Genomic DNA, 26,548 nt, shown 5'->3' on the forward strand with positions numbered 1-26,548 from the left:
TTTACGCCGGCCGGTAGCGCGCGGCAAGCGAAGGCGGCCCATCCGCGACAATCGCGCCGCGCTCCATGAGATGCTCGAGATGGGCGAGCACGGAAAGCGCCGCCGCCCCATGCAGCTTCGGATCGGTATCGCGATAGATCGCCATCACCATCTCCGCTATCCCCCGATCGCCGGCCGCGACCCGCGCCAGCACCGCCTGCTCGCGCTTGAGCCGATGCGCCTTCAGCGCCGGCAGGAAAGTTTTCGGCTCGCGCACCGGCCCGCCATGGCCGGGCAGCAGCAGGCCATCCTCGCGCCTAATCAGCTTGTCGAGCGAGGCCATGTAATCCGCCATCGCCCCATCCGGCGGCGCGACGATCGAGGTCGACCAGGCCATGACATGATCGCCGGAGAAGAGGATGTCGCGGCCTTCGAGCGCGAAGGCGGCATGATTGGCCGTATGCCCCGGCGTCAGCACCGCCGTCAGCGCCCAGCCATCACCCGCAATTGTCTCGCCGTCGCCGAGCCCGACATCGGGCACGAAATCCACATCCGAGCTTTCGGCAAAGGGATTGACCTCGCCCTCCCGCAGCCGCCGCGCCGGCCGGTGCGGCCCTTGCCCCACCGTCGCCGCCCCGGTTGCCGCCTGCAGCCGGCGGGCGAGCGGCGAGTGATCGCGATGGGTATGGCTGACGAAGATATGCGTCACATCACGCCCGCCGATCGCAGCCATCAGCGCCTGATAATGCGCCTCGTCCTCCGGCCCGGGATCGATGACGCCGAGCGAGGAGGAGCCGACGAGATAGCTGTTGGTGCCGAAAAAGGTGAACGGCCCGGGATTTTCCGCCGTGATGCGCAAGATATCGGGAGCAACCGGCACGGCCCGCCCATAGGCCGGCTCGAAAGCAAGGTCGAATGCGGGACTTTCCATGCGGGACGATGATCTCAGGTTGATAATATCGCGGCATGCTAGCACGCCGCCCGCCACTTCGCGCGCAGAAATCTGCCGCAGGCGCAACTTAGTCATTGTGACAGGCAAAGAGCTTTGCTAATCAGGCGTCGATTTCCAGCAAGCGGTTCGCCGCTCAAGCTCTGGTGGGGCGTAGCCAAGCGGTAAGGCAGCGGTTTTTGGTACCGCCATCCCCTGGTTCGAATCCAGGCGCCCCAGCCATTTCTCTCGGGAAGAACATCGATCGCCGCTCGCAAAGTCGCTGTCGCCTGATCAAACCTCAACTAGATCTTCCAGGAATTCCGAACCCGGTTTTACCGCGGAGACGAAAAGATGATCGCGCGCGCGGGTCGCAGCGACGTATAGCAATTGCCGCTCCGTCGCTACCACTTCGTCCAGCTCGAACTCATCGGCGACGTCATTGATGCGGGCTGCCAATGGCAGGACACCTTCATCGCATGCGACGATCAGAACAGCACGGAATTCCAGTCCCTTGGCCAGATGCATCGTACCGATGAGCACTGCCTCTTCAGGGGTTCGTCCAGTCAGCGATGAAACTGTCTCGACGTCTGCCAGTGCGGCAATCTTTGATGCGCGAGCGATCTGGTCGTTCGAGCGGCAAAATATACCGATCTCATTGGGCTTCATGCCCTGTTCGAGAAGGTTGCGGAGGAATGTGGCGGCTGCCTCAGCCTCGTCCTCAATGGTTGGCGCAATGACGACAACCGGTTCGACACCATTGAAGACGGACACCGTGCCCTTGCGCTGGTCTTCCTCGCCATCGACGTCCCGGACATTGTCAGGCAGGAGGCGATCCGCCATCCGCCGTATCTGGTGCGAGGTTCGATAGTTGAGCTTGAGGGTGAACGACCGCCCACGCACGTCGACGCCTAGCCCCTTCCAAGAGAAGGGTTGCTGGAAAATTCGCTGGCCGATATCGCCGGCAAAGAACAGAGCATCCTGCCGGTCGGGCACGATCGCGCTCAGGAACCGCAACTCGGCGACGCCCAAATCCTGGGCTTCGTCAACGACGACATGGGTGTAAGGCTTGTCGTCGCGATGGCGGAAATGCTCCGTAACCACCGTGAACAGATCGGCCGAGGTCAACAGCGACTTCGAGCGCAATTGCTTGCGAACCTCGTCAAAGACAGCCCAGAGTTCTTCCCGTTGCTTCGAGCCAAGCCGGTTCTTCCGCCCCATCCTCGGGACGGCTGCGTATGCCTCGGCGCTATCGATCTGCCAGGCGTCGATCACGTGCTCCCATTCGGAGTTCAGAAATTGCGGCGTGTATCTTGTGACACCGGATGCGATTGCCGCCTCACCGAGAACTGCCCGCAGTTTTTCTCGACCGACCAGATACGCCCTCCTTCCGGTGATAAGAGCGTACAGATCAGCCGCCGCCTGCTCGAACGATGATATCGTTGCGCGGTCGGCGAGGGAGGGGATGTCGGCAACCAGCACATTAAGCTTGCGATTGAGAGCGGCGGCGAGTGGTTCCGAGAAGGTTGTCAGAAGCAACTTCGCCTGCGGATCGTGGCGCAGAATCCGAGCGACACGGTGCAGCGCAACGACGGTCTTGCCGGTGCCGGCGGAACCGACGACGCGAACTGGCCCGGACGAGTCCCGGTCCACCAGCGCCCGCTGTGATGGATGAAGGAACACCGCCCACTTTTCGAATGGCTGATCTAGAGCGGCCGCCAGTTCCTCATGCCCTTCCAGCACACGGAAGCGCCGCTGTGCATCGGGATGGCTGTAGGGATCGACAGCGACCGGCGCGGGCTTTTTCAGAATTCCCGTTGCCGCATAATCCAGCAGCGCCTCGGCGGCTTCTTGCGGCAAATGATCCGCGAGCGCGAAGAACTTCTCCTCGGTGGCACCAAGCACATCCTTGATCCAGTCCTCAGGAACGCCGATCGAAAGAGCATCATCGGCGGAGAGTTTCGCAAACAGCGGCAGCGCAGAAAGCGACGGGGCGGACGGAACGAGGAACGGAAGTTCGGGCTGTATTGCCGGCGCCGGCTGAATCGCGATCTCCTCGACGCGCTCGCGCACCTCTACGATCTGCACGGCGCCGGTGCGCGGATGGGTCTCGATTCTGCGTCGCTCTGCCCATTTATAGGCATCGTCGTGATGGTCGACATAGGCGAGCATCACGCTGTCGCCGGTTTTGTGGATGATAATCCGGAGATCACGGCTGACACGCACGGACCAGAAGTTCGGATCCTTGGATGCGTCGATCCGGTGGAACTGCAGACCGGGCCGGTTCGGATCGGTCTGCAAGTCAAACGCCGTCAGCTTCACCTGCTTCTGCTCGTCATTGGTCAGCTTGGCGAGCGAGGTCGTAAAGCTGTCGGCGAGAATCGTGGGCAATTGTCAAATCCTTGGCTGACTAAACTTCTGGATTGCTGATCTTTAACTGGTCATCGTGTTTGAGGCCAAACGAAGTCAAATCGACCGACATAGAGGGCGTCATGCAGTCGTTGCAGATCGTATTCCCAGTCATCGATTGCCTGACTGTAGGAAGGGTTTCGCCGGCGTTTAGCGTTTCGTACGAAGGCAGCTATAGTCTCCGCAATCTTTTTTAATCGCCAGCCAGAATTTGCTGGCCCCCAAAGTGCCATATGCGTAGTTGGCAACATTTGAGGCAGCATAATTCTGAAAACTCGATGGAGTACCGCATACCTCGTTGAAGAGTTTAACCGGCTTGATTGCCCGACCTCATATCCAAAGAACGATAAAACTCCATCGCTTGGCGCGTCAAACGAGTTCAGAGCTCCGCTGCCAGTCAGCGCTTCTGTTGAAGGCCATTTGAAATGATCAATGTCGAGCGAAGCCATTTCTTGCTCGATTTTTGCTAACTGAACTAGCGCCATTTTCCTGACCTCTTCACTCGCAGTTTGATTTTCTGCCAGTTTCAATTGTCTCAACCAGCGCTCAGCGAGTTTCATGCCGGGGTTCATTATGCGCGCCTTACCCCCTCTATTGACTACTGGATGGCCCCGGATTTCGGAGGCAATTTTTCGGAGCTTTGGGCCATCGGCATGATCCGATAATCCGTCCGCCAGTGCCTGAAGGGAAGGCGAGGATGAAATGCGGAGTCGCTCGGAAGCGAGGGCCGCCGAATTAACAACTGAGCAATTTGTTTTTGGCGTTCTTCCCGCCGATATATCGATAAACAGATACTCACCAGAATGCCGAACCGGATACACCATCTTGCGGCTCGACACACCCAACTCGTTATTTGGCATCCTGAAAAGAACGAAGTCGCGGATCAGATGATGATACTCACTCTGCTTGAACACGAGTATCTGCTTCATCATCTCAGGTAGTGGCAGCAACCTCTCGGAAGCCTTGGGCGACGTTACTTTTTTCTTTAAAACTCTGTCTACTCGAATTGCCAAAGCCCGTTCGGGGGTCATCTGCAAGCCGTGTTTTCTCACCGACGGCGATGCCTTAAAGGCCCGCTTCCTTTTCTTTCCCCGAGACACAACTCCTCCCTCATCTCACACACCAAACACCTTCAACACCTCGTCCCCAAAGTGGTTGATCACCTTCACCGCGATCCGCCCCGTGCTCGGCCGCGCAAACGGCCGCGATGTATCGGCATAGAGCGTCTCCCAGGCATCCGGATCGATCTCGGCCTTCAGAGCCGTTTTCAGCGACTTGTAAGGATCGTTAGCGCCGAGGAAATAGGCGTGGCGGACGAAGAAGCTTTCCTCGTCGTAATCGGTGTCGATGAACCAGGCGGCGATGCCCTTGACGTCGTCGGAGCGGATTTCGCCGGTCGAGGGGTCGAAGACGTCGACGCCGTGGACCTTCACCTTGATCTCGCCGCCGGGCGCATCGAGGATTTCGACATCCGGCTCGCCGAAGACGACGAAGAGGTTGCCCTTGCCGGTGTTCTTCAGGTCCTCCGCCATGTGCAGGTCGGGATTCATACGTGCCTTGAGGATGGAGAGCGGGCCGAGGCGATTGAGGTCGGTCGCCTGGGCGTCGAAGTTGAAGGCGCAGGCGATCAGTACGTCGAAGCGGGCGTCGGACGCCTCGCGCGCAGCGGCGGTGATCTGGCTGCGGGTCAGAGTCCCGAATTCCGGGCCGATCAGGATCGCAGCGCGTTTTTCCACCGCGCCGCCATCGGCATAGCGGCCCTCGGCGGCGATGTAGTTACCCGGCCAGGGCTCGATGGAATTGAAGTGGATCGTATCGGCCTTGGCCTGCTGATGGACGCCGGCGCTCCTCAAATGCGCCAGTACCATCTCGCCGAAATCGGCCTCTGGCATATTGGCAGGGGTGGACGCGCGGGAGGTGATTGCACCGGATGCGGCAAGCTCCGCGCCCAGCGTGTCCTCGCGGGCGACGACGACGCGATGTGGCGACAGGCTCTCGACGGTGAAGGGCCCGGCGACGCGCACCTTGGTCTTGTCCTCATAGGGGCGGTCATAGAGCAGTTCGACATCGGCGGCGCGGGCGATCGAAGCGTCGATCTCCTTCTGACGGGCAATGCGGCCCTCCCACCAAGCGGCATGGAACTCGCGCACCGTGTCGGTCACCAGATACACCTTGGCCTGTCCGTCCTTGCTGTCGAGCCAGGCGTCGAGATCGCGGGGGATTTCCCACTCTTCAAAGGTGGTCGAGAGAGCCTCGTTGAGCTGTCGGCGCAGCGGCTCCAGCACGTCCTGCCACTTCTCCCAGATCACGTCGATCTCGGCTTGTTGGCGATGGATTTCAAAGTAATGCGAGAGGCGCGTTCGTAAACGAAGCCTTGTCGAATATCGCTGGTGACAGGGGCTTCGGATAGGATTTTCCCAGAAACCTCCTGCTCCTTTACACGTCCCTCGCGGCTATCGGCCAGAATATAATAAGGATAGCGAGCGCTCATTAGGCGAGTACGAGCGAGAGCAAGTGCGACGCGTGATGTGTCGACCGTGATCCATCGACGGCCAAGTTGTTCGGCCGCGAAAGCTGTCGTTCCAGACCCACAGGTGGGATCGAGAACGAGATCGCCGGGGTCCGTTGTCATTTGTATGCAGCGCTGTATCGCCCGCTGGTCCGTCTGCACAACATAAGTACGCACTTCGCCGAATCCGCCGGGTCGTAAATCGCTCCAAACGTTGTTCTGAATTCTAAAAGGAAACGTGTCGTGAAACACCTTCCATCGAAGTGATTTACCTATCGATGTTAGCCGTTGCGACCTCTCCAGATGTCGAAGGCCGTCCGATGTTGTCTGCCAACCATATTTGGCCGGTGGTCTATAATTTGCGCCTTGAAAAGAAAAGCTGAAGGTCGATGATTCACTTCCCGTCTGCGAGAAAGTTGGCCATAGACGGCAAACACGGCCCTCTGGGACGGCCGCTGCTCCTGTCTTTTGTGCCACCGTCAAATCAATCAGTTTACCGTCAGGCGTTTCAATACATACGAAACGCTCAGTAGGATTGTGAAAGGGTGCAACTTCGCCATACAGTTCACGAAACTTAATAGTTTTCAGGCTTTTGCTATACCAGATTATGAAATCCGCGACAGACGGCGTGATATTGGACGATTGAGCACTCGCTTTCAGTAGAACGATTTCACGGCAAAAGTTCTGTTCTCCAAAAACCTCATCCATCAACGCCCGCACGCGATGGACATTCTCGTCGCTGATCTGCACGAAGATCGAGCCGCTTTCGGTCAGCAGTTCCCGCGCCACCATTAGCCGATCGCGCAGATAGGTGAGATAGGAGTGAATGCCGTCCTTCCAGGTGTCGCGGAAGGCCTTCACCTGTTCCGGCTCGCGGCTCACATCCTCCTTCTTGCCGTCCTTCACGTCCCGGCTGATGGTCGAGACCTGCCAGTTCGAATTGAACTTGATGCCATAGGGCGGGTCGAAATAGATGCACTGCACCTTGCCGCGCATTTCCTCGCGCTCGGCAAGGCTCGCCATCACCTGCAGCGAGTCACCGAGGATCATGCGGTTCTGCCAGTGCTTGGTGTGCTGGTAGAATTCCGCTCGCGCCTCCGGATCGGCAATGCCGTTGAAATCGGCAAACAGATCGGGCGCGTCCGACTTCTCCTCACGCGCCTTGTTCGTCCGGCGCTTGAGATCGTCGATGATCGCCTTGGGATGCACCTTTTCCTGGATATAGAGCGGTGGCGCATTGACCACGAGATCGGACCAGTCCTGCCGATCCTTGCCGCGCCAGACGAGCTGGGCATCGCCGATCTCGATCTCGCCGGTCTCGGCCAGTTTCTTCATCTGCCCCTGCGTGATCCTGATCTTCGCGCCGTTCCAGATGACCTGCGGATCGCGGTCCATATCCCTGTCGCGCTCCTCGCCTTTGGTCAGGGGGCGGTCACGCGGCACCCGCATCTCGCGCGCGCCTTCGCCCAGCATTTCCTCCTGCTGCTCATAGAGCGACGCCATCTCGGCCGTCGGGTTGTTCAGCCGCACTGCCTGATCATGGGTGAGAGTGGAAATGTCTTTTTCGCGCGGGGTCTTAGCCATTAATCATCTGTCCCATTGTCGTCTTCCGCTTCCACAGCCTTCACGACAGCGGCGGGCGGTTGAGTGCCCGGCTTCCAAAGACCGGACTGCAATCCATCAATATGTTCGAAAAGATCATCATTCACGCTCTGCCAGAGCGGGTCGAGAATGAACTCGACGCCTTCGCGACGTGCGAGCTTTGCCGCCGGCACGAAATCGCTGTCGCCGGAAACGAGAATGATCGTATCCGCCTGACGCTTCAGCGTAATCGACGCGATGTCGAGGCCGATGCGCATATCGACGCCTTTTTGACGAAGGCCGAGAGTAACGTCTTCATTCCTGATTTCTGCCCACTTCCGCTGAAGTGATTTCGCTTGCTCGACCTGAACTTTGCTCAGAGCGAGGTTGCCACCATCCTCCAGACCGGAGAGGTCTATGCCGGCGAGCCAATCTCTTGTTGCTAGGATCCGACGTATTTTCTCCGCAGGCGGAGACCAATCGCCCTCCCGCGTCACCTTACCTAGTCGCAGGGCAACCTTGCGCTGTTTGCGGAGGCGATCGAATAGTTCGCCGCGAAAGAGGGCAGTTCCCGTTTTGGAAAAATCCACAGATCGGTTTTCGAACGGATGATGAGCCTTACCGTCATAAGGTACGGCATCGTAAAAGAAAATCCGGTAGACATGGTCCTGCCACTGGCCCTTTGGGCATTTCGTCAGGTAGCGGATATGGTTGCGGCACATCAGTTTGATGATGCCGGCAACCTTTTCCGCGCTGTCACGGCGATCTTCACCGACGATTTTAGGCAAGCGCTTCAGGAAGAAGCCGCCATCGATCAGAATGGCCACACGACGAATCCTCATGGCCGTGCTCCGGCCAGGCGGCATATCTCCAATCGTGGAAATGAAAGAAGCCCCAAGGGGTCGGCAATCACTCCGGATAATTGAGTGCGCTTACTGCCATGGGGCGGATGACATAAATCTATATGTGATTTGCTGACAGAGAGTAAAGAGCCTTGTACGGTTTTCGTGTATTTCTGCCTTGCGTTCGCGCTGCACGCGTTCATTCCACAGGCTCCAAAACGCGGTTAGCGGAAAAAGAGCCAATCAGCTTCGCGTACTCCTCTTCGACCGCAAAGGCGTCTCGGAATTCGGCAAATGCCCAACGACCATAGATCTTGAGGTTGTTAACCCCGGGGACCCAGAGATTCGTCATGGTCTCGGCTTTGATCTGCTCATCGAGACCGCGGAAGCCCTTGACTTCGACGATCAAGTTCAGCGGATCATCCGGCCCGCGGCCATCGTCGACCTGGATGATAAAATCCGGCAGGTAACGGCGTGGGACGCTGCCGGAGCGATAAGGCACCTCGAAGCCGAGCGCCTGGTTCTTCACGTAGGAGATCGTGGTTGGATGCGCTTCCACGACACGGGCAAATTCAGCCTCCCAGTCACTATCGCAGACGACGTAGTTCACATGCGACAGGCGGGTTTCCCAAAGCGTCTGCTTGGTCGTGATGAAAGACACGTGATCAGTGTAGCCACGTGGATTATAGGGATCGAGCATCGCCTTCACGACACTCTCTCCATTCTCGCCAGCGCTGCGGACGATGGCCTGGTAGATCAATTCTGACGCTTTCTCCGCCAGCTCGGCATAGGTCAGCATGCCCGCCTTGGTGCCACCTTTGAGCCTTAGACAATTGCTCACCCATTGCCGGGTGATGGGCTGAAGCTGATTATAGAGATAATAGGGGACGTCCTGATCCGGCTCGCGGAAATACATCTCGATCAGCTTTTTGGTAAGATGTGTCGCCACGGTGTTCGGCCGCATGTCATCGAGCGCATCCGGCGATATGTCGTGACCTTCGCCCACCAGCCCTTCGAGCCGCACGGTACACGGACCGACCAGTTCCGGCGTCAGATCGAGAATCGAGTCTGGCGAAAAATTTGCCGAAAAAGTCTCAGACGGTAGCTCGGTGCGGTATCCGGCAACACGCGGAAAACGGATCGAAAGATTGTTTCGCTCTTTCAACGCATAGACACGTGTCGTCGGTTTCGGCGGCGTGCGCGTTACCTGTTGTGGCTCGGTTGCGAAATCGAAAGGGATGCCAAGGATATCGGCATACTCAGTGTTGAACAGTTCCTTTTCGTTCAGCTCATAAGACTGTCGGCGCAGGCCACGACCGATGACCTGTTCGCAGAGGAGTTGTGTTCCGAAAGCGCGGACACCGAGAATGTGGGTCACCGTGTTAGCGTCCCAGCCTTCTGTCAGCATCGAGACGGAAACTACGCAGCGTACCTGTTCGCCCAGCCGTCCCTTCTGTCCGACGGTGTTCATCACTTCGCGCAGCAGCTCCGAGTCCGAAAGCTTATTGGCGCCTGCAGCACCTTCACGCTCGTTGATCTCTCTGCGAAACTGCTCGATTTCCGCCTCGGCCATCTCGCGGAACTTGGGGTCAAGTGCCTCGCCGGACTCAAGCTGCTGGGAATCAATCAGCAGCGTGTTCATACGCGCGACACGATTGCCATGGCTGTCGTAGTTTCGGAAGAGTTCGAGATGCCCGTAATGCTTTGTCTGACGTTCGCCATCGACCTCGCGTTCCCAGCCGGAAATCCATTCGAAAATCAGTTTTGAGCTCGCCGTGTTGTTGCAGACGACGATGAAGACAGGCGGAACCCCAATGCCCGCCTTTTGCCATGCGTCATATTCCTTTTCATAATGGGAATAGAGCGAATAGAGTGCGGTCTGCAGCTCGGCAGGTATGCTAAATGGATCGAGTTCGCCGGATTTGCCGGCTCCTTTCTTCGGCATTTTCTTGCCGATATGATCCCACAAGTTGCGATACACGGGAGTGGCGGCATTGACGGCATTGTCAGATACCGGCACCCGGGGCAATTTCACAATCCCGCACTCGATGGCATCGACGAGCGAGAAGTCGGAGACCACCCAGGGGAAAAGCGTGCCTTCCTCATAGCCCGAACCACGCAGGAAGAACGGCGTGGCAGAGAGGTCGTAAACCGCGCGGACACCCACTTTCCGCTTCAGCGCTTCAATGCCTGAGATCCAGAGACGCGCCGCCTCGTTGTTTTCCTTGGCCTCGTCCTTTTCCTCGCCCTTCAACTCGTCTTCTTCGTGGCTGCCAGGGCGTTCTCGATAGCAGTGGTGTGCTTCGTCATTGATGACGACGATATTTTTCATCTGGAGGAGGTCGCCACAGGCTCGCTGCAGCATCTGGCCCTCGGTCTCGAGCTCTTCGATCGGCTCGTCTTTCCAGCCCTTCATCAGGCGCAGACCTACCGCATTTAGTTCATGAGCCTTCCGCCGTTGGAATACGTGGTAGTTGACGATCTCGATCTTTGTTTTGTTGAGGTCAGCCATCATGTCCTGAGGGATGAGTTCCCGTGAGCGGTAGTAGCTATTGCCGTCGGAGGGCTTCAGTACGCGCAGACGGTCCTTGATCGTGATACCGGGCGCAACGATCAGAAAACCGCGGGAGAAGAGCGTGGAGTTCGGCTGGCGTGCAGCATTGATCGCTTGCCACGCAATCAGCATGGCCATCACCGTCGTCTTGCCGGCTCCTGTCGCCAGCTTCAGAGCAAGGCGGAAAATTTCGGGATTTGCATCGCGATTGGCCTCTTCCAAATGTCTGAATATGTGGGAGTACTGTTTGTTCTTTCGCGCAACCTCCGAAAGCCAGATCGCAGTTTCGACCGCTTCAACCTGACAGTAAAAGGGTCGAGGGCCGGAGAAGTGATCACTCCGCCAATGCTGGAGCAGACGCTGGGTGACTGGCGTTACACCCCAGTCATTTGGATTGGGGAGGGAGCGCCACGATGCGATATGACCGCGAATTTCGTTGATGATTGGCGTCGGATTATAGCGGCTACCGCCGTCCGCCTCCTGATCAAGACCCAGTGTCGCTTGCGTTTTCCCTCCGGTCTTGCTCTTTCGGCTCTTCGGTACGGGAGCGACATATTTCGAGCGGCGCCGGCCTTCGATCGGCGGATGATCGAGCGGCTCTCCACTTTCCGAAAGAGCATGATGCCGTGTGGGAACTTCGTACGGAGAGTTCAAAATTGGTTCGGCATAGAAGGGTTTGGTCATGTTCTGCGCTCTTGAGTCGGTGACTTATTGAAATCTGAGCGTAACTGATTTTGCAACTTAAGATTTTCTCTATCCATAAGAAACGGCGACTGATATTCGGTGATTGGAGCGGGAATAGAATTTCAAAGAGCTGGTTGCTGAATTGATCTAGCCGCACTCTTGCCAATAGTCTTCTCAGCTTGAAATGAAATGCGGCGATGGATGCCGCTCGAATAGTTGTGAAAGCAGGATGATGAGCAGGCAACACGCAACCCCCCTCCTGGTCTCGGCCGATGGATCGAAGGTTTCTCCGGTCACCCCACTCGGCTTTGGGATAGACGGCCACGGATTGAGCGAGGCCGCAATCCAGGAGTTCGTTCATCGTCATCCGTCTTGCTTGCCAATTGCAGAGATTGATCCGCTCTTCGTCGGCCCCGTTTCAATCTGTCGTGAACTCAACACGCCGGCCGGACCGATCGATAACCTGCTGATCACCGCAAGTGGTTTGCCAGTCCTGGTCGAATGCAAACTGTGGCGAAACCCTGAGGGTCGTCGCGAAGTGATCGGCCAGATCCTGGACTATTCCAAAGAGCTCACCAAATGGTCGGCCTCCGATTTGCAGCGGGAGGCGAGTCGCCGTTTAGGCCGCAAGGGCAATGTTCTCTTGGACATGGTCAGAGAGGCTGGCCATGACGTGGATGAAATCGCCTTCAACGATGCCGTGACCTTCAACCTGCGGCGCGGCCGGTTCTTACTGCTTATCGTCGGCGACGGAATACGAGAAGGTGTTGAGTCAATCGCAGAGTATTTGCAAGCGCATGCGGGTCTTCATTTCACCTTCGGTCTCGTGGAGATGCCGATCTATCTCGTGGAGGACGGCTCAAAAATCATTGTGCCTCGGGTGTTGGCAAGGACTCTAACGATTTCCAGAAGCGTCATCTCACTTCCGGATGGGATGCTAATCACCGAGCCGGATGACGGAGAAAACGGGTCGGAAGGCGTGCCTGACTCGCCGGAGAAAATAGCGGAACGTGCTCGCCGACGTGACATGAGACACCAGTTCTGGTCGGAGTTCCTCGCCGGACTGCGTCTCGACGACCCAGAGCAGATGTTGCCAGCTCCTTCTATTGGCGGGCATATCGTCTTCAAGTTCGGCGCTCCCGGCGGCTCCAGCTGGCTGACTGTCTATCGAGAAGCCCGCTACAATGCCGTGGGCTTAGCTCTTTCATCGAATGTGGGCTCTCCCGGAGAGAGAGCGTCACTCATGCTTGCAGATCAGGCTCAAGAGATAGCCGAGGAGCTTTCTGGTGCCACAGTCGATTTCTCGAAGCCGCGACCGGACATATCTCAACGCTTAGTCGTGGGTGACCTGGATGGACCCAATGAACGGCAGCGGGCGATAGCTTGGCTTCAGGAACGCACCAACGCATTCATCAACTGCTTGCGTCCTCGTATCCGATCTGCCCTGGCGGAAATGAACAATGATCGAAGCTGATGCTATTTCCGAACATCGAGTGTTAACTTCGGACAATTTGCCGGTCTCCTCCTACTGAAGCTCCGCAAACAGCCGAACACCCGTCAACCCCGCCAGCGTTTCCACCAGCGCATCCTGAAACCCAACATCATTCACCTCCGCCGCCGGCTCCCGCTGCTGGCGGTGATACCAATACCCGCCGCTCACTTTTGCCGCTGCCGCATCGCTCGCCGCAAGCCATGTCTGCGTCAGATGCCCCATCTCGAGATCGTCAGGCGCGCTGGCGCCGCCCATTTTGGTGGGCACCCAGCCGGGATCGACGGCGTTGCTCAGCACATCGGGCCAGTGGCGGGCGATGGCGGTGGCGAGGGTGGCGCTGTAGAGTTTGCTTTCGGAATAGGCCTGGCTGGCGCTCCATGGCCGCCTGTTCCAGTCGATATCGTCGAGCGCGCTGCCGCCGCTGCGGTGCATGCCGCTGGTGAGATAGATCAGGCGGTGGGGCCGCGTGATCCAGGCGGTGAGGAGATAGGGGGCGAGCGTGTTGACCGCTAGCGTTTTGGCGTGACCTTCGGGCGTTTCGCCGCGGCTGCGCTCGAGGTAGATGCCGGCATTGTGGATGATGGCGTCCATGCGGCCGATGGCGTTGACCTGGTCGGCGATCGAGCGGGTTTGCACGGCGCTGGCGAGATCGCCGATGACGAGGCCGAGGGCGGCGGCGGAGGTCTCGGCGATTGCCCCGGCGCGCTCGCGGGAGCGGGCGTGGAGGACGACCTCGTGGCCTTCGCGGATGAGGGTGCGGGCGGCGGCGAGGCCGAGGCCATCGGTGGAACCGGTGATGAAGATGCGGCTCATGGGGGTTCCTTTCGCGTGCGGCGTGGGGTGGGCGCAGAGTGCTTGGGTGGGGGTGCTTGGGTCAAGGTGGGATGGTGGACAAGTCCGTCAGCGAGCGGGTGCGATTCTGCGGGTTGGTTCCCACCCAATCCGTCATCCTCGGGCTTGACCCGAGGATCCACACGCAGCACTCGACGTACATGCGTTCACGGGTAGATGCCCCCTGCCGTTCCCACTGCCCCAACGGCCAGCACAATGCTCGCGGCATGGATCCTCGGGTCAAGCCCGAGGATGACGGAGAGTGGGGTGGGGCTCGGCGAAAAACGGCAAGGTCAGCCTGCGTCCCTCGCTGCATCACGTCACCTGCCGCCGCCTCTCACTCCACCCCACACCACCTCACATCCCCTGCCGCCGCCGCTCCGCCCCCGTGGCAATCGTCTGCACCAGCTCGTCCACCTCGCGTGCCAGCCGCTCCAGCGGCAGTCCCACGAAGCGCCCCTCCAGGCTGATGCTGACCACCCCATGCACCGCGCCGAACAATGTGCGGGCGCGGATGGCGCGGTCTTCGGCCGGCATGTCGGGCTGCAGTTCGGCGAGCGGCTCGGCGATCACGTCCATCAGGAAGAGGTGTTCGTCGAGGTGCCATTGCGGCGTCGGGCTGGTTTCCGGGGGGGAGTGCTCGAACAGTGCCTTCCAGAGGTTGCGGTGTTCCACCGCGAAGGCGAGGTAGCCCTGGGCGAGGTTGCGCAGGCGGTCGGTGGGGCTTTTGCCCTTGGCCTCGTCAAGCGTCAGCCTCGCCTCCAGCGCCTTCAGCGTCGAAGAATTGACGTGGATGACGAGTTCGGCGAGGTCGGTGAAGACGGTGTAGAGGCCGCCCAGCGCACAGCCGGCGTCCTGGGTGATGTCGCGGGCGCGCAGATTGGCGAGCCCGTCGCGGGCGATGCGCTCGCGCGCCGCCTCGATCAGCCGGGCCTTCAAATCCTCGCGTTTTTCTTCTCGTCTGCCGGCCATTAACCATTTCCCTTCGAAATTTTGAACAACGTTCAAAATTTGTCTTGAACGTCGTTCATGATTCTGCCATAACTCATCTCGTGAACAACGTTCATAAACCGGAGGAATGAAATGTTCAAATTGATTTCCACATTGCTGCGGGGCAGGGCGCATGATGCCGAGCAGGCTTTCGCTGATCGCCACGCCGTGCCGCTGCTGGCCCAGCAGATCCGCGAGGCCGCCCAGTCGATCCAGACGGCGCGGCGCAGCGTCGCCGTCGCCATCGCCCAGAACGAGCAGGAGAAGGCGCAGCATCAGACGATCCTTGCCCGCATCGCCGATCTCGAGACCCGCGCCACCGCGGCACTCACCAAGGGCAATGAGGGGCTGGCGCGCGAAGCGGCCGAAGCGATCGCCTTTCTCGAAGCCGAGCGCGATGCGTCGGAACAGGCGCAAAGCCAGTTCACCACATCGATCGCCAAGCTGAAGGGCATCGTCAGGGATGCCGAGGCGCGGCTGCAGGCGCTGCAGCGCGGCGAGCGACTGGCCCGCGCCACGCAAGAGGCGCAGAAGCTCGATGTCGCAGTCGCCGGTCCCGGCCTTGCTACCCTTGATGAGGCCGAGGAGACGCTGGCGCGGCTTCGCCTGCGCCAGAGCCAGAACGAGCTGACGGCGGCGGCGCTGAAGGAGATGGAAAGCGCCACGCGGCCGGCCGGCATCATCGAAAAGCTCGCCAATGCCGGCTGCGGCGCGCCGCTCACCTCATCGGCCGATGACGTGCTCGCCCGGCTGAAGAGCCGCATCACGCCGGCCGCCTGATCTCATTCCATCCAGCCATTCAATCATCGAACCAAGGGACTTGAGAACCATGAACGACAGTTTCCAGAAACATTCCGCCAGCTGGGTCAGCTTCTCCTACATCTCCTTCAGCGCCGCCGCCTTCATGCTGGCGCTCGGCCTCTACATGATGCCGCTCGATCTCTGGGGGAAGGGCTATCTCGCCATGGGCATATTGATGCTGGTGCAGACGACGGTGAATATCACCAAGACGCTGCGCGACAATGCCGAATCCGAGAAGCTGATCCGCAAGGTCGAAGATGCCCGCACCGAAAAGCTGCTGGTCAAATTCAATCGTAGCGATGAAGATTGATCTTCCTTAACCACATCGCAGAGTTGTTATCGCACTCAACTTTTGCGTAACAACTCTGTGGCCTTCTCTGCCCACCAAAAGAGGGTCTCGCCGTGCAAAACAATCTGATGACATCGCGGAAATTCGCGCCGCTGTTCTGGACGCAGTTCCTGACTGCCTTCAACGACAATTTCCTCAAGAATACGCTGGTCTTCCTCATCCTCTTCAAGATGTCGGCGAGCGAGGGCGCGGCGCTGGTGACGCTCGCCGGCGTCGTCCTCATCGTGCCCTTCCTGCTGCTCTCGGCGCTCGGCGGCGAAATCGCCGACAAGCACGACAAGGCGGAGGTGGCCGAACTGTTGAAACGCTGCGAGATCGGCATTGCCGCCCTTGCCGTCGTCGGCCTCGGCTTCTCCTCGATTTTTGTGCTGATGGCGGCACTCTTCGGCTTCGGCGTCATTTCGGCGCTGTTCGGGCCGATCAAATACGGCATCCTGCCCGATCATCTCGAACGCCGCGACCTGCCGAAGGCCAATGCCTGGATCGAGGGCGGCACCTTCATCGCCATTCTCGGCGGCACGATCATCGCCGCCCTTGCCTTTTCAAGCGGCGACAATGTCGTGCTCTTCGGCTCGATGATGATGGGCCTGTCGGTGCTCTGCTGGCTGTCCGCCCGCCTGATCCCGGCGACCGGCTCGAAGGCGCCGGATCTTCAGATCGACCGCAATGTCATCCGCTCCAGCTACACGCTGGTCATGGAAATCCGTAGGGATAAGCGGCTGTGGCGCTCGGCGCTGATGAATAGCTGGTTCTGGCTGGTCGGCGCCTTCATTCTCTCCATCCTGCCGACCATGGTGACCGAGCTGCTCGGCGGCTCCGAGCTCGTCGTGCCGGCCTATCTCACGGTTTTTGCGATTGCCGTCGCCGTCGGTTCGGGCATTGCGGCCTGGATGTCGTCGGGCCGCATCGTGCTGCTGCCGGCACCTGTCGGCACCGCGCTGCTCGGCCTCTTCAGCCTCGATCTCGCCTGGAACCTCTGGGGTCTCACTTCGACAGCCCACGCGACAACCATCCTTGCGTTCTTCGCCGGCCAGAATACCATCCGCGTCGCCATCGATCTTGCCGGCATGGCGATCTCCGGCGCCTTCATCGCCGTGCCGACCTTCGCCGGCCTGCAGAGCTGGGCGCATGAGGATCGCCGCGCCCGCGTCATCGGTGCGGCCAATGTGCTTTCGGCGCTGTTCATCACCGTCGGCCTCGGCCTCGTCGCCTTCATCCAGGCGCTCGGCGCCTCCATTCCGCAGATCCTGATCGGCCTCGGCATCGTCAACTTTGGCGTCGCCTGGCTGATGCTGAAGACGCTGCCGACCAATGCCTTCCGCGATTTCATCTCGATCCTGTTCCGCGCCTTCATGCGGCTCGAGGTCGAGGGGCTGGAGAATATCAAGAAGGCCGGCCCGGCGCCGATCATTGCGCTCAACCATGTCAGCCTGCTCGACGGCGCGCTCGCGCTCGCCATCACCGAGGAGGAGCCGGTCTTTGCCGTCGATTACAAGATCGCCCAGGCCTGGTGGGTTCGCCCCTTCCTGAAAATGTGCAAGTTCCTGCCGCTCGACCCGACCAAGCCGATGGCGACGCGATCGCTGATCAAGGTGGCGCAGGAAGGCAATCCGATCGGCATCTTCCCGGAAGGCCGGCTGACGGTGACCGGCACGCTGATGAAGGTCTATGACGGCGCCGCCATGGTCGCCGACAAAACAGGCTCGATGGTGGTGCCGGTGAAGATCGACGGGCTGGAGAAGACCTATTTCTCCTATCTCGACGACGGCAAGATCCGCCGCCGGCTGTTCCCCAAGGTCAAGGTCACCATTCTCGAGCCGGTGAAGCTGGAAGTGCCGCCGGAGCTGAAAGGCCGCAAGCGCCGCACGGCGGCGGGGGCAGCACTTTACCAGGTAATGTCGAACCTGTTGTTTCGCACCGCCGATACCTCGTCGACCGTGTTGGAACGCGTCATCCGGGCCGGCCACGAATTCGGCATGAAGAAGCTTGCCGTCGAGGATCCGGTCACCGGCCGGCTGACCTATGGCAAGCTCTTGACCGGAGCGGCCGTGCTCGGCGCCAAATTCCGCGCCCGTTTCCCCGAGCAGAACCTCGGCGTCATGCTGCCGAATGCCAATGGCGCCGCCGCCACCATTCTCGGCGTCATGTCGGCCGGCAAGGTGCCGGCGATGCTGAACTTCACCGCCGGTGCGGCCAACATCCTCTCGGCCTGCAAGGCGGCCGAAGTCAAACACGTGCTGACCTCTCGCGCCTTCGTCACCCAGGCCAAGCTCGGTCCTGTGATCGAGGAGCTGGAAAAGCAGCTGGCGATCGTCTGGCTCGATGATCTCAGAGCCGAAATCTCCTTCAAGGACAAGCTGATCGGCCTTCTCAGGAAGGCGCGGCCGCTCGTCAAACGCCAGCCCGACGATCCGGCCGTCATCCTCTTCACCTCGGGCTCAGAAGGCACGCCGAAGGGCGTGGTGCTGACCCACCGCAACGTGCTGTCGAACGCTGCCCAGGCCGCCGCCCGCATCGATTTTCACAGCGGCGACAAGGTGTTCAACATCCTGCCCGTCTTCCATTCCTTCGGGCTGACGGCCGGCACGGTGCTGCCGCTGATCTCGGGCGTGCCGGTCTATTTTTATCCTTCGCCGCTGCATTACCGCATCGTGCCGGAGCTGATCTATGTCTCCAACGCCACGATCATCTTCGGTACCGATACCTTCCTCAACGGCTATAGCAGGACGGCGCATCCGTACGATTTCCGCTCGATCCGCTACATCTTCGCCGGCGCCGAGCCGGTGAAGGCTTCGACCCGCCAGACCTATATGGAAAAATTCGGCCTGCGCATCCTCGAAGGCTACGGCGTCACCGAGACTGCGCCTGTCATTTCGATCAACACGCCGATGTACAACCGCTCCGGCACGGTCGGCAAAATCCTGCCGGGCATGGAATGGAAGCTCGAGCCGGTGCCGGGCATCGACGAGGGCGGCAGGCTGCATGTGCGCGGCGCCAATGTCATGGCAGGCTACCTCCGCGCCGAAAAGCCCGGCGTGCTCGAGCCGCTTGCCGATGGCTGGCACGACACCGGCGACATCGTCACCATCGACGAGGACGGCTTCGTCAAGATCCGCGGCCGCGCCAAACGCTTCGCCAAGATCGGCGGCGAAATGGTGTCGCTGGCCGCGATCGAGGCGCTCGCCGCCGAACTCTGGCCGGGCGCGCTCTCGGTCGTCTCGTCGCTGCCCGACCCGAAGAAGGGCGAGCGCCTGGTGCTGCTGACCGAAGCCGAAACCGCCACCCGCGCCGAATTCCTCGCCTTCGCCAAATCCAAGGGCGCGATGGACATGATGGTCCCGGCCGAGGTCACCATCGGCAAGGTGCCGGTGCTCGGCTCCGGCAAGGTCGATTTCGTCGCCGCCCGCAAGCTGGCGGAGGGGGCGGCTGAGAAGGAGGAGGCGGCTTAGGCGTGGCGTAAGACCCCTCCCCAACCCCTCCCCACAAGGGGGAGGGGCTTAAACTGCCGCACGCGCATTCCGAATATTTGACCTTTCGGGGTGAGTGAGACGGTGCCCCAGGTTAGTCCCTCCCCCTTGTGGGGAGGGGTTGGGGAGGGGTTTTCACGGGCGCCGGTGGAAATTCCAGGAGCAAACCGACATGACCGACACCGAAATCTTCGACGGGCACAATGACGCGGTTCAATTCATCGCGGAATACACCTCCTCCGGGCGCGACTTTCTGATGCGGTCTGAAACCGGGCATCTCGATCTGCCCAGAGCCCGCGAGGGCGGCCTGGTCGGCGGCTTGTTCGCGCTGCATGCGGCTCCGGAGCATCCGCCGGAAAACGACCTGATCATCACCGGGAACGGCTACGAGGTCATCTATGCCGAGACCGTCGATCCGTTTTGTGCCCGCCGGCAGATCGAGGCCCAGCGTCTGGCGCTGGAGAGATTGATCCGCCGCTCCGACGGTCGGATGCGCCTGGCGGTCGATGTCGATGAGATCGCCGCCGCCAGAGCCGAGGGCGCCTTTGCCGTCGTGCTTCACATGGAAGGGGCCGAAGCGCTGGATGGCGAATTCGAATATCTCCATCGGCTCTATGATGCGGGCCTGCGCTCGCTCGGGCCGGTCTGGAGCCGCCCGAACAACTTCGGCTACGGCGTTCCCTTCGCTTATCCGAGATCGCCGGACACCGGCCCCGGGCTGACCGAGAGCGGCAAGGAGCTGGTCAGAACCTGCAATCGGCTCGGCATCATGATCGATCTGGCGCATCTGAACGAACGCGGCTTCTGGGACGTGGCGGCCTTGAGCGACGCTCCGCTCGTCGTCACCCATGCCTGCGCCCATGCCATCTGCCCCTCGACCCGCAATCTCACCGATCGGCAGCTCGACGCCATCCGCGATACCGACGGCGTGATCGGCTTCAACCTCTCGGTCAACGACATTCGCGCCGACGGTCATCTGAACGACGATACCCCGCTCGACGACATCGTTCGCCATATCGACTATCTGATCGACCGCGTCGGCGAAGACCGGGTCGCCCTCGGATCCGATTTCGACGGCGCGGTGATGCCTCGCGGGATCAAGGATGCGAGCGGCCTGCCGCATCTGTTCGACGCGATGCGCAAATGCGGGTTCGACAGAGAGAGCCTGTCGAAATTCGCTTTCGACAACTGGCTGCGTGTGTTCGGACTGACATGGAAGAGCGGGCCGTGATCGCGAAGCAGATGCGGCTTTTGACGGAGCTCTATCGCGCCTGCGAGGTGCCAATAGCTGCCCCTCACCCTAACCCTCTCCCCGTTCTGACGGGGAGAGGGGACGTGCCCTACGAGACTTCGGTGAGAGACCGAAAGGTCGCGGCTTGTCCCTTCGCCCCGTTTACGGGGAGAAGGTGCCGGCAGGCGGATGAGGGGCTGCCCTCACCGCCCCGGCAGCGCCGCGACCGCGTCGAACACGCGGGCGGTATAGGTGAGCGCGGCGCCGGCGTTGAGAGCGATCGCCACGCGAGCGCCTCGGCGATTTCGCCCTCGGAGGCGCCGAGTTCGACGGCCTTCTTGGCGTGCACGGCGATGCAGCCGTCGCAGCGGGTGGTGACGGCGAACGACCATTCCCTGTTCGACAGCGGCACCGCCGCGCTGGCCTGAGGTTCAGGCTTTGACGCTTTCGAGATGCCAGACCTTGGCGACGATGCGCCAGCCCTCGGCGCCCCTTGCGAAGCAGAGATGGTCGATGAAGACATTGGCATGGATGCGCAACCGGACCTTCACCGTGGCCGCCTTCGGCGACAGCCAGTCGATCAGGATGATTTCGTCCTCGCGATCCTGCGCCCGGCTCACCGGAGAAACCCGCTTGGCGATCACCTGGCGGTAATCGGCGATCGGATCGACCGTGATCCTTCCCTCATCTGCGTCAAACAGGGTGCAGGCGGGGTGAAAGACCTGGTCGAACAAGGCGAGATCGCAGGCATAGAGGGCATCGAAATAGGTCTGGATCGCATCCAGCAGTTCGGTATCGCGGCGCATCGTGTTTCCATAGCTGTTGTTGGCGGGAGAAATTCGCATGGCTGCAGCAGGCGTTGCCAGGGGCGGAACTGCCAGATAGCGATGCGTTCATGCCAAAGCATGCGGCCGGTCGGTATCACGCCAGCAACCGTCTCGACCGCCGCTTTCCCCAGATGCGTCAGCCTGCCGGCGCCGGCTTCTTCTGCCCGAGACCCAAAACAAGCGGCAGGGTGAGCGCGTAGATGGCGACCACCGAGAGCCAGATGCCGCCCGGCCATTGCTGCCGGACGAGGAAATAGATGCTGGAAAAGCCAAGGGGCGCGACAATCGAGGCGAGGCTGACGGCCGAGGCCAGCACGCCCTGAAACTGGCCTTGGCTGGATTCGTCGATCTGCCGGGTTGCCAGCGACTGCAGCGCCGGCACGCCAATGCCGCCGAGTGTGAAGACCGGCATGATTGCGAAGATCATCCAGCTCCGGTCGGCAAAGGCCATGACGGTAAGGGCGATGGAGACGCCGGCGACGCCGGTCAGGATCGCGCCGCGCTCGCCGAGCAGCCTGACGGCCGGTCCCGGCAGCAAGGCCTGGGCCAGCGTCTGGCAGATCCCGAAGGCGCCGAGCGACAGGCCGATCGCAAGCCCGTTCCAGTGAAAGGCGTCGCTGCCCCACAGCGCCCAGCAGGTGCCGTAGGCCTCGCCGGTGGCGCTGAAGAGGAAGAAGAGGATGATGACGGGCAGCAGGCTTTTGATCTCGAGCACGGCGCGCAGCGGCTTCAGCGGGTTGAGGGCGGCAAGGCCGATCGTCGCGCGGCTGCCCGGCCGCGATTCCGGCAGGACGAAGACGGCGAGCAGCAGGTTGGCGCCGTTGAGAGCGGCGGCTGCGATGAAGGGCAGCCGCAGCCAGTGATCGCCGAGCACGCCGCCGAGCACCGGGCCGATGATGAAGCCGAGGCCGAACATGGCGTTGAACAGGCCGAAGCGGCGGGCGCGTTTCTCCTCCGGCGAGATGTCGGTGATATAGGCTGTGGCCACCGAGACGTTGGCGCTCGTCAGCCCGGCAATCGCCCGGCCGATGAAGAGCAGGGTGAGATTGGGCGCGAAAGCGAGGAACAGGTAGTTGACGGCCGCGCCGGCAAGCGAAATCAGCAGCACCGGCCGGCGGCCGAGCCGATCGCTCAGCGCCCCGAGCACCGGCGCGAAAATGAACTGCATCACTGCGAAAAGCGCGGTCAACGTGCCGATGTAGGGGGCGACGTCGTCGCTATGGGTGATGTCCTGCAGCAGCGACGGCAGGATCGGAAAGATGAGGCCGATGCCGACGGCATCGAGGACAATGGCGGTGAAGATGACGATAAGGGATCTGGTCATGGGTGCGTTCCGGGTCGACGCGAGCGCACGCGCCCACAGAGCGGGCCGATGGCTCACGATGAGGCCTGATCTGGTCAGGCGTTGGTTTCAGGGAGGTGCTGGCCGGACCATGGCTGATGCGCATGGCCGGCGTGTGCTCGACCGCCTGGACGACCCATTCGTCCACCTGTTTACTCCGCCACTGAGCGGATCAAGGGAAGCAATCGCTTTTCGCGACGGGCAAGAGATACGCCGAATGGTTGCGTGCGGCAAGCCTCTATTTATCGGGGCTGATGTCGGGAGGGGAAGGGAATGGCCAATGGGCTTCGAACCCGACCAAGACCCCTCCCCAACCCCTCCCCACAAGGGGGAGGGACTTAACCTGCCGCACCCATTTTCCATATCTGCGACGTTTCGAATGGAACGAGGCGGGCTCCGGGTTAGTCCCTCCCCCTTGTGGGGAGGGGTTGGGGAGGGGTCTGTCACCGCCGGATGAGGGGCGGGCATTGGAGCGCGCCGCCTGCTGCCAACCGCGAACATCACCGCAGCCATAGCAATGACGCGTTTCGCCTGTCGTTCGGCGCATATGAGGTTGTCTTGCCGGAACAGTCGCTTCACCATTGACGGCAACTTCAGCTCCGGAAACAGACAGGCAGGCAATGACAGATATCGCGCAGATGCAGGAACAGCGATTGAGCGCCCTTCGACAGACCGCCTCGGGTGCGCCGAAACTGCCGTCCAACCCGTTCTTCGGCGTCGGGCCGATCACCGACGCGACGACCGACGAGGTCGACAGCCGCCTGCGGCGCATCGCCTTCGACGCCTGGATCGAAAAGACCTATCGCAAGTTCGACGACCGGGGCAACGATATCGGCGGCTTCACCACGGCCGAGATTTCCCGCAGCATGCATCGCGGCTACCCGGCCGACAAGATCCTGACAGACATGATGCGGGCAATCCATCGCTATTTCGGCTTTCCCAAAACCAACCGCATGGCGGTCGGGCTCGGCGGCGGCCATAGCGGCTTCACCGTCTGCATCCAGCACCTGATGAATGCCAACGACGCTTCCCAGCGCGTCTATGTCGATACGCCGCGGCCGGAGAGCGATCCGTCCAAGGCCGCCGGCTTCTTCCGCCAGTCCTGGGCCACACAGCTGATCGAGATGCAGCGCTTCGCCGAAAAGGGCTGCGAGAGCCGCATTCATTTCGCCGCCTCCGAAGGCGTGATCCCGACGGCGGCCGAACTTGCCGACCTCGGCGTGTCGATCTTCGTCGGCGTCGGCCACGAGACGACGGGGGCGAATGCCTATACCAGCGGCGAGATCCGCGAATTGTTGAGCTGGCTCGACGGCGACCCGGCTAACCGCCATGCGGTGTTCGACGCCACCTCGATGCTCGGGGCCATGCCGTGGGAGCCGGAACTGGTCAGCGCCGTCATGGCGAAATGCTGCCTGTTCATGCCGTTCCAGAAGGCGATCGGCGGCATTTCGGGTTATTTCGTCGCCTCCTTCACCCCGCATGCCCTGGCGCTGATCGAGAGGAACCAGGAGGATCCCGCCTGGGCGATCCCGCGGCAGCTGAAGATCGCGCCGCCGATCGATCCCCGGCAGCCGTTTTCGGCCAAACGCTCCGTCGATGCCGGCCCGTTCTACGATGCCGCCGAAGACCGCATGCTCGGCGGCGTCATCAACACCTACAGCGCGCTCGCCTTTGCCGAGACCACTTTCGGCCTGCTGCAGTCGGAAGCGCGGGTCGGCTCGGTCGTCGAGCTCAACCGCCGCTCCGCCGCCAATCGCGCCGTGATCGACGAATGGGTCAAGTCGCATCCGCTGCTGTCTTTGACCGTCACCGATGCCGAACGGCGCGGGGCGGCGGTGACGCTGCTGAAGGTCGAGGATGCTGATATCACCGATGCCGCCATCCACGCCCGCATCATCGCCCGTTCCAAGCAGCTGCTCGGTTATGAGGGTATCACCCATCCGAACGGCGAATACGAGCCCGGCCTCGACGCGGCCCGCTACGTCAACGCCTTCCCGGGCACGCCGGGCGATTACCGCGCCTGGGTCGGCGGTATCCGCGAGCCGGACGATGTCGTGGCACTGCTGGAAAACCTGCAATATGCCTATCTCAGAGCCAAGATCGTCGTTCTCGAGGAGGAACTGGAAAAGCACGGCGTGACCTTCGAGGCGCCGGTCAAGGCCGATGGCGCGGTGCGCAAGGACGATCCGAACCGCGCTTACACGGTGCTGATTGCCGATCTGGTGGGCTTACGCTTCGGCACCGACGGCGAGCCTGATTACAGCGAGGTCAAGGCCTATATCGAGGAGAGGGGCGGCGTCTTCCATCTCGGTCCGCTCGGTGATCGCGCCGGCCTCGAAAAAGGCCGGATCCATTTCTTCTACCAGCCGAACCTCAGCACCGAGGCGGAGATCCTGCCACAGACCGACAAGGGCCAGTACGACGCGCTGATTGCGGCGGCGACGTTCATTCCGAAGGCTGCGGTCTTCCCGCTCGGCGGCGTACGCATCGGCGCCGGCACCGGCAATATGGGCTCGGCCTCCTGGGGCGGCGGCAACGGCGAGGGCGGCACTGCGGCCCTGATGAACACACCCGGCATCAACAGCCGCGCCACCGCCCAGATGGCTGTCAAGGCGATCCTGAAGGTCGTTCCCGACCTGCCGGTCGACCGGCTGCACCGGATGGTCGCCGGCGGCGATTTCGATACCGGCCGCCAGCTGAAGGATTTTCCGACGGCCAAGCTCGAGGGCCGCAAGCTCGCCGTGCTCGGCTACGGCAATATCGGCCGTGAAGTCGCCAAGCTCGCCAAGGCCTTCGGCATGAACGTGGCGATCTATGCCCGCGAGCATCACAAGCGCTGGATCGAGGCGGAAGGCTTTACCTATGCCGCAAGCCCGGTCGAAGCGGCAAGCGGCGCCGACGTGCTCTCCGTCCATATCGGCCTCGGCCGCCTGGACGCATCGACCGGCATCTATTCCAATGCCGGCACCGTCGATGCGAAAGTGCTTTCCGCCATGAAGGACGGCGCCGTGCTGGTCAATTACGACCGCGGCGAAGTCGTCGATGCCGAGGCGCTCGATGCAGCACTGGAGTCGGGCAAGATCGCCCATGCAGCAATCGACGCCGACCTGTTCAGGGATGCCGCGACCGGCACGCTCAGCGGCCCGATGCTGCCCTACCTGCCGCTCGATGAGCGCCACAAGGGCAAGCTCGAGCTCTTGCCGCATGCCGCCGCCGACACCGACCACCCCTCGCGGGTGACCGGCGCCAAGCAGGCGGTCGACCAGATCTTCGACGTCATCCGCTTCAAATCTGTCGTCAATCTGAAGGGCGACCTGCCGGAAGGTTACGTCTTCGCCGGCAGCCGCACGCCGGCCGGCATCGGCAAGGTGACGAAGCAGGTGGTCGCGGAAGCTGGCGGCAAGGCCGAGCTGCTGGAGGAACTGCGCCGGACCTCGGAAAGGATCGCCGCCATATCAGGCGCGCTGTCCGCCGTCTCCGACCCGGCTCACCGCGCGCGGATCGTCGCGCGTTACACCGCCCTTTTGGTCGAAAACGCCGACCGGCAGCGGGCGCTTCTCGATGAGCTCGGCCTTTACGGGCCGGCGGAGGGGTGAGCGGCACGGGCCGCTTCGCCTGCGGCCGTCCGGTTGCGATCAAACCAAAACCCCTCCCCAACCCCTCCCCACAAGGGGGAGGGGCTAGGATGCCGCACCGCTTCACATAAGCTGCATCGTGGCAATCCGCAGAAGA

Annotated in this window: 18 protein-coding genes, 1 tRNA gene and 1 pseudogene; 8 read left to right on the top strand and 12 right to left on the bottom strand. The window is 61.2% G+C overall.

The window, feature by feature from the left end:
* Position 1 precedes the first annotated feature (1 nt).
* The gene (locus tag QWJ46_RS17710; RefSeq protein WP_302752466.1) at positions 2 to 910 is read right to left on the bottom strand and encodes an MBL fold metallo-hydrolase; all 909 of its coding nucleotides are present in this window, start codon (positions 908 to 910) and stop codon (positions 2 to 4) included.
* Positions 911 to 1,075: 165 nt separating this feature from the next.
* On the opposite strand from QWJ46_RS17710, the gene QWJ46_RS17715 reads away from it, so the two are divergent.
* Positions 1,076 to 1,150, top strand: a tRNA-Gln gene (locus QWJ46_RS17715).
* 51 nt (positions 1,151 to 1,201) lie between these two features.
* On the opposite strand, the gene QWJ46_RS17720 is transcribed toward QWJ46_RS17715, so the two are convergent.
* Positions 1,202 to 3,079, bottom strand: a complete 1,878-nt coding sequence (locus QWJ46_RS17720; RefSeq protein ID WP_302752468.1) for a 3'-5' exonuclease — start codon at positions 3,077 to 3,079, stop codon at positions 1,202 to 1,204.
* Between QWJ46_RS17720 and QWJ46_RS17725 the strand changes: the two genes are divergently transcribed.
* Entirely contained in the window at positions 3,059 to 3,337 is a 279-nt protein-coding gene (locus QWJ46_RS17725) for a hypothetical protein (RefSeq protein WP_302752470.1), read from the top strand. The two genes, QWJ46_RS17720 and QWJ46_RS17725, sit on opposite strands and share 21 nt — an antisense overlap.
* Before the next feature lie 11 nt (positions 3,338 to 3,348).
* Here QWJ46_RS17725 and QWJ46_RS17730 read toward each other — a convergent pair whose 3' ends face one another.
* The 5 genes from QWJ46_RS17730 to QWJ46_RS17750 form a co-directional block, all read right to left on the bottom strand.
* Complete coding sequence (locus QWJ46_RS17730) at positions 3,349 to 4,353, bottom strand: hypothetical protein (protein WP_302752472.1); 1,005 nt, start codon at positions 4,351 to 4,353, stop codon at positions 3,349 to 3,351.
* A 78-nt stretch (positions 4,354 to 4,431) separates the two neighbouring features.
* The gene (locus QWJ46_RS17735; RefSeq protein WP_302752474.1) at positions 4,432 to 5,625 is read right to left on the bottom strand and encodes a hypothetical protein; all 1,194 of its coding nucleotides are present in this window, start codon (positions 5,623 to 5,625) and stop codon (positions 4,432 to 4,434) included.
* A complete protein-coding gene (locus QWJ46_RS17740) occupies positions 5,622 to 7,409 on the bottom strand; it encodes a site-specific DNA-methyltransferase (RefSeq protein WP_302752476.1) in 1,788 nt (595 codons plus the stop codon). The genes QWJ46_RS17735 and QWJ46_RS17740 overlap by 4 nt, the downstream gene beginning before the upstream one ends.
* Positions 7,409 to 8,233: an NYN domain-containing protein gene (locus tag QWJ46_RS17745; protein ID WP_302752478.1), complete on the bottom strand. Its 825-nt coding sequence runs from the start codon at positions 8,231 to 8,233 to the stop codon at positions 7,409 to 7,411. Before QWJ46_RS17745 ends, QWJ46_RS17740 begins: the two co-directional genes overlap by 1 nt.
* Positions 8,234 to 8,447: 214 nt before the next feature.
* Positions 8,448 to 11,486 (bottom strand): BPTD_3080 family restriction endonuclease, encoded by a 3,039-nt coding sequence (locus QWJ46_RS17750; RefSeq protein WP_302752480.1) that lies wholly within the window; start codon positions 11,484 to 11,486, stop codon positions 8,448 to 8,450.
* A gap of 229 nt (positions 11,487 to 11,715) precedes the next feature.
* Here QWJ46_RS17750 and QWJ46_RS17755 point away from each other — a divergent pair, with 229 nt between their 5' ends.
* Positions 11,716 to 12,960, top strand: coding sequence for a hypothetical protein (locus QWJ46_RS17755; protein WP_302752481.1), 1,245 nt, complete (start codon positions 11,716 to 11,718; stop codon positions 12,958 to 12,960).
* 51 nt (positions 12,961 to 13,011) lie between these two features.
* On the opposite strand, the gene QWJ46_RS17760 is transcribed toward QWJ46_RS17755, so the two are convergent.
* Positions 13,012 to 13,791: an SDR family NAD(P)-dependent oxidoreductase gene (locus QWJ46_RS17760; protein WP_302752483.1), complete on the bottom strand. Its 780-nt coding sequence runs from the start codon at positions 13,789 to 13,791 to the stop codon at positions 13,012 to 13,014.
* Between the two features lie 375 nt (positions 13,792 to 14,166).
* Complete coding sequence (locus QWJ46_RS17765; RefSeq protein WP_302752484.1) at positions 14,167 to 14,781, bottom strand: TetR/AcrR family transcriptional regulator; 615 nt, start codon at positions 14,779 to 14,781, stop codon at positions 14,167 to 14,169.
* Between the two features lie 111 nt (positions 14,782 to 14,892).
* Here QWJ46_RS17765 and QWJ46_RS17770 point away from each other — a divergent pair, with 111 nt between their 5' ends.
* The 4 genes from QWJ46_RS17770 (at position 14,893) to QWJ46_RS17785 (ending at position 20,647) form a co-directional block, all read left to right on the top strand.
* The gene (locus tag QWJ46_RS17770; protein ID WP_302752485.1) at positions 14,893 to 15,579 is read left to right on the top strand and encodes a PspA/IM30 family protein; all 687 of its coding nucleotides are present in this window, start codon (positions 14,893 to 14,895) and stop codon (positions 15,577 to 15,579) included.
* 49 nt (positions 15,580 to 15,628) lie between these two features.
* Positions 15,629 to 15,910: a YiaA/YiaB family inner membrane protein gene (locus QWJ46_RS17775; protein ID WP_302752487.1), complete on the top strand. Its 282-nt coding sequence runs from the start codon at positions 15,629 to 15,631 to the stop codon at positions 15,908 to 15,910.
* A 92-nt stretch (positions 15,911 to 16,002) separates the two neighbouring features.
* A complete protein-coding gene (locus QWJ46_RS17780) occupies positions 16,003 to 19,398 on the top strand; it encodes an acyl-[ACP]--phospholipid O-acyltransferase (RefSeq protein WP_302752489.1) in 3,396 nt (1,131 codons plus the stop codon).
* Between the two features lie 190 nt (positions 19,399 to 19,588).
* Positions 19,589 to 20,647 carry a dipeptidase gene (locus QWJ46_RS17785; RefSeq protein ID WP_302752490.1) on the top strand — a complete coding sequence of 353 codons (1,059 nt, stop codon included), beginning with the start codon at positions 19,589 to 19,591 and terminating at the stop codon, positions 20,645 to 20,647.
* A 203-nt stretch (positions 20,648 to 20,850) separates the two neighbouring features.
* Here the strand turns inward: QWJ46_RS17785 and QWJ46_RS17790 are convergent.
* The 3 genes and pseudogenes from QWJ46_RS17790 to QWJ46_RS17800 form a co-directional block, all read right to left on the bottom strand.
* A pseudogene (locus QWJ46_RS17790) lies at positions 20,851 to 21,035 on the bottom strand (carboxymuconolactone decarboxylase family protein); the annotation flags it as partial.
* Positions 21,036 to 21,078: 43 nt separating this feature from the next.
* A complete protein-coding gene (locus QWJ46_RS17795) occupies positions 21,079 to 21,453 on the bottom strand; it encodes a nuclear transport factor 2 family protein (RefSeq protein WP_302752491.1) in 375 nt (124 codons plus the stop codon).
* A 157-nt stretch (positions 21,454 to 21,610) separates the two neighbouring features.
* Positions 21,611 to 22,837 (bottom strand): TCR/Tet family MFS transporter, encoded by a 1,227-nt coding sequence (locus tag QWJ46_RS17800; protein ID WP_302752724.1) that lies wholly within the window; start codon positions 22,835 to 22,837, stop codon positions 21,611 to 21,613.
* 599 nt (positions 22,838 to 23,436) lie between these two features.
* On the opposite strand from QWJ46_RS17800, the gene QWJ46_RS17805 reads away from it, so the two are divergent.
* Positions 23,437 to 26,412 (top strand): NAD(P)-dependent oxidoreductase, encoded by a 2,976-nt coding sequence (locus QWJ46_RS17805; protein ID WP_302752493.1) that lies wholly within the window; start codon positions 23,437 to 23,439, stop codon positions 26,410 to 26,412.
* The last annotated feature ends 136 nt before the right edge of the window (positions 26,413 to 26,548 follow it).

It is taken from the genome of Rhizobium sp. CBN3, from assembly GCF_030518245.1.
GTDB classification, from domain to species: domain Bacteria; phylum Pseudomonadota; class Alphaproteobacteria; order Rhizobiales; family Rhizobiaceae; genus Rhizobium; species Rhizobium aethiopicum_A.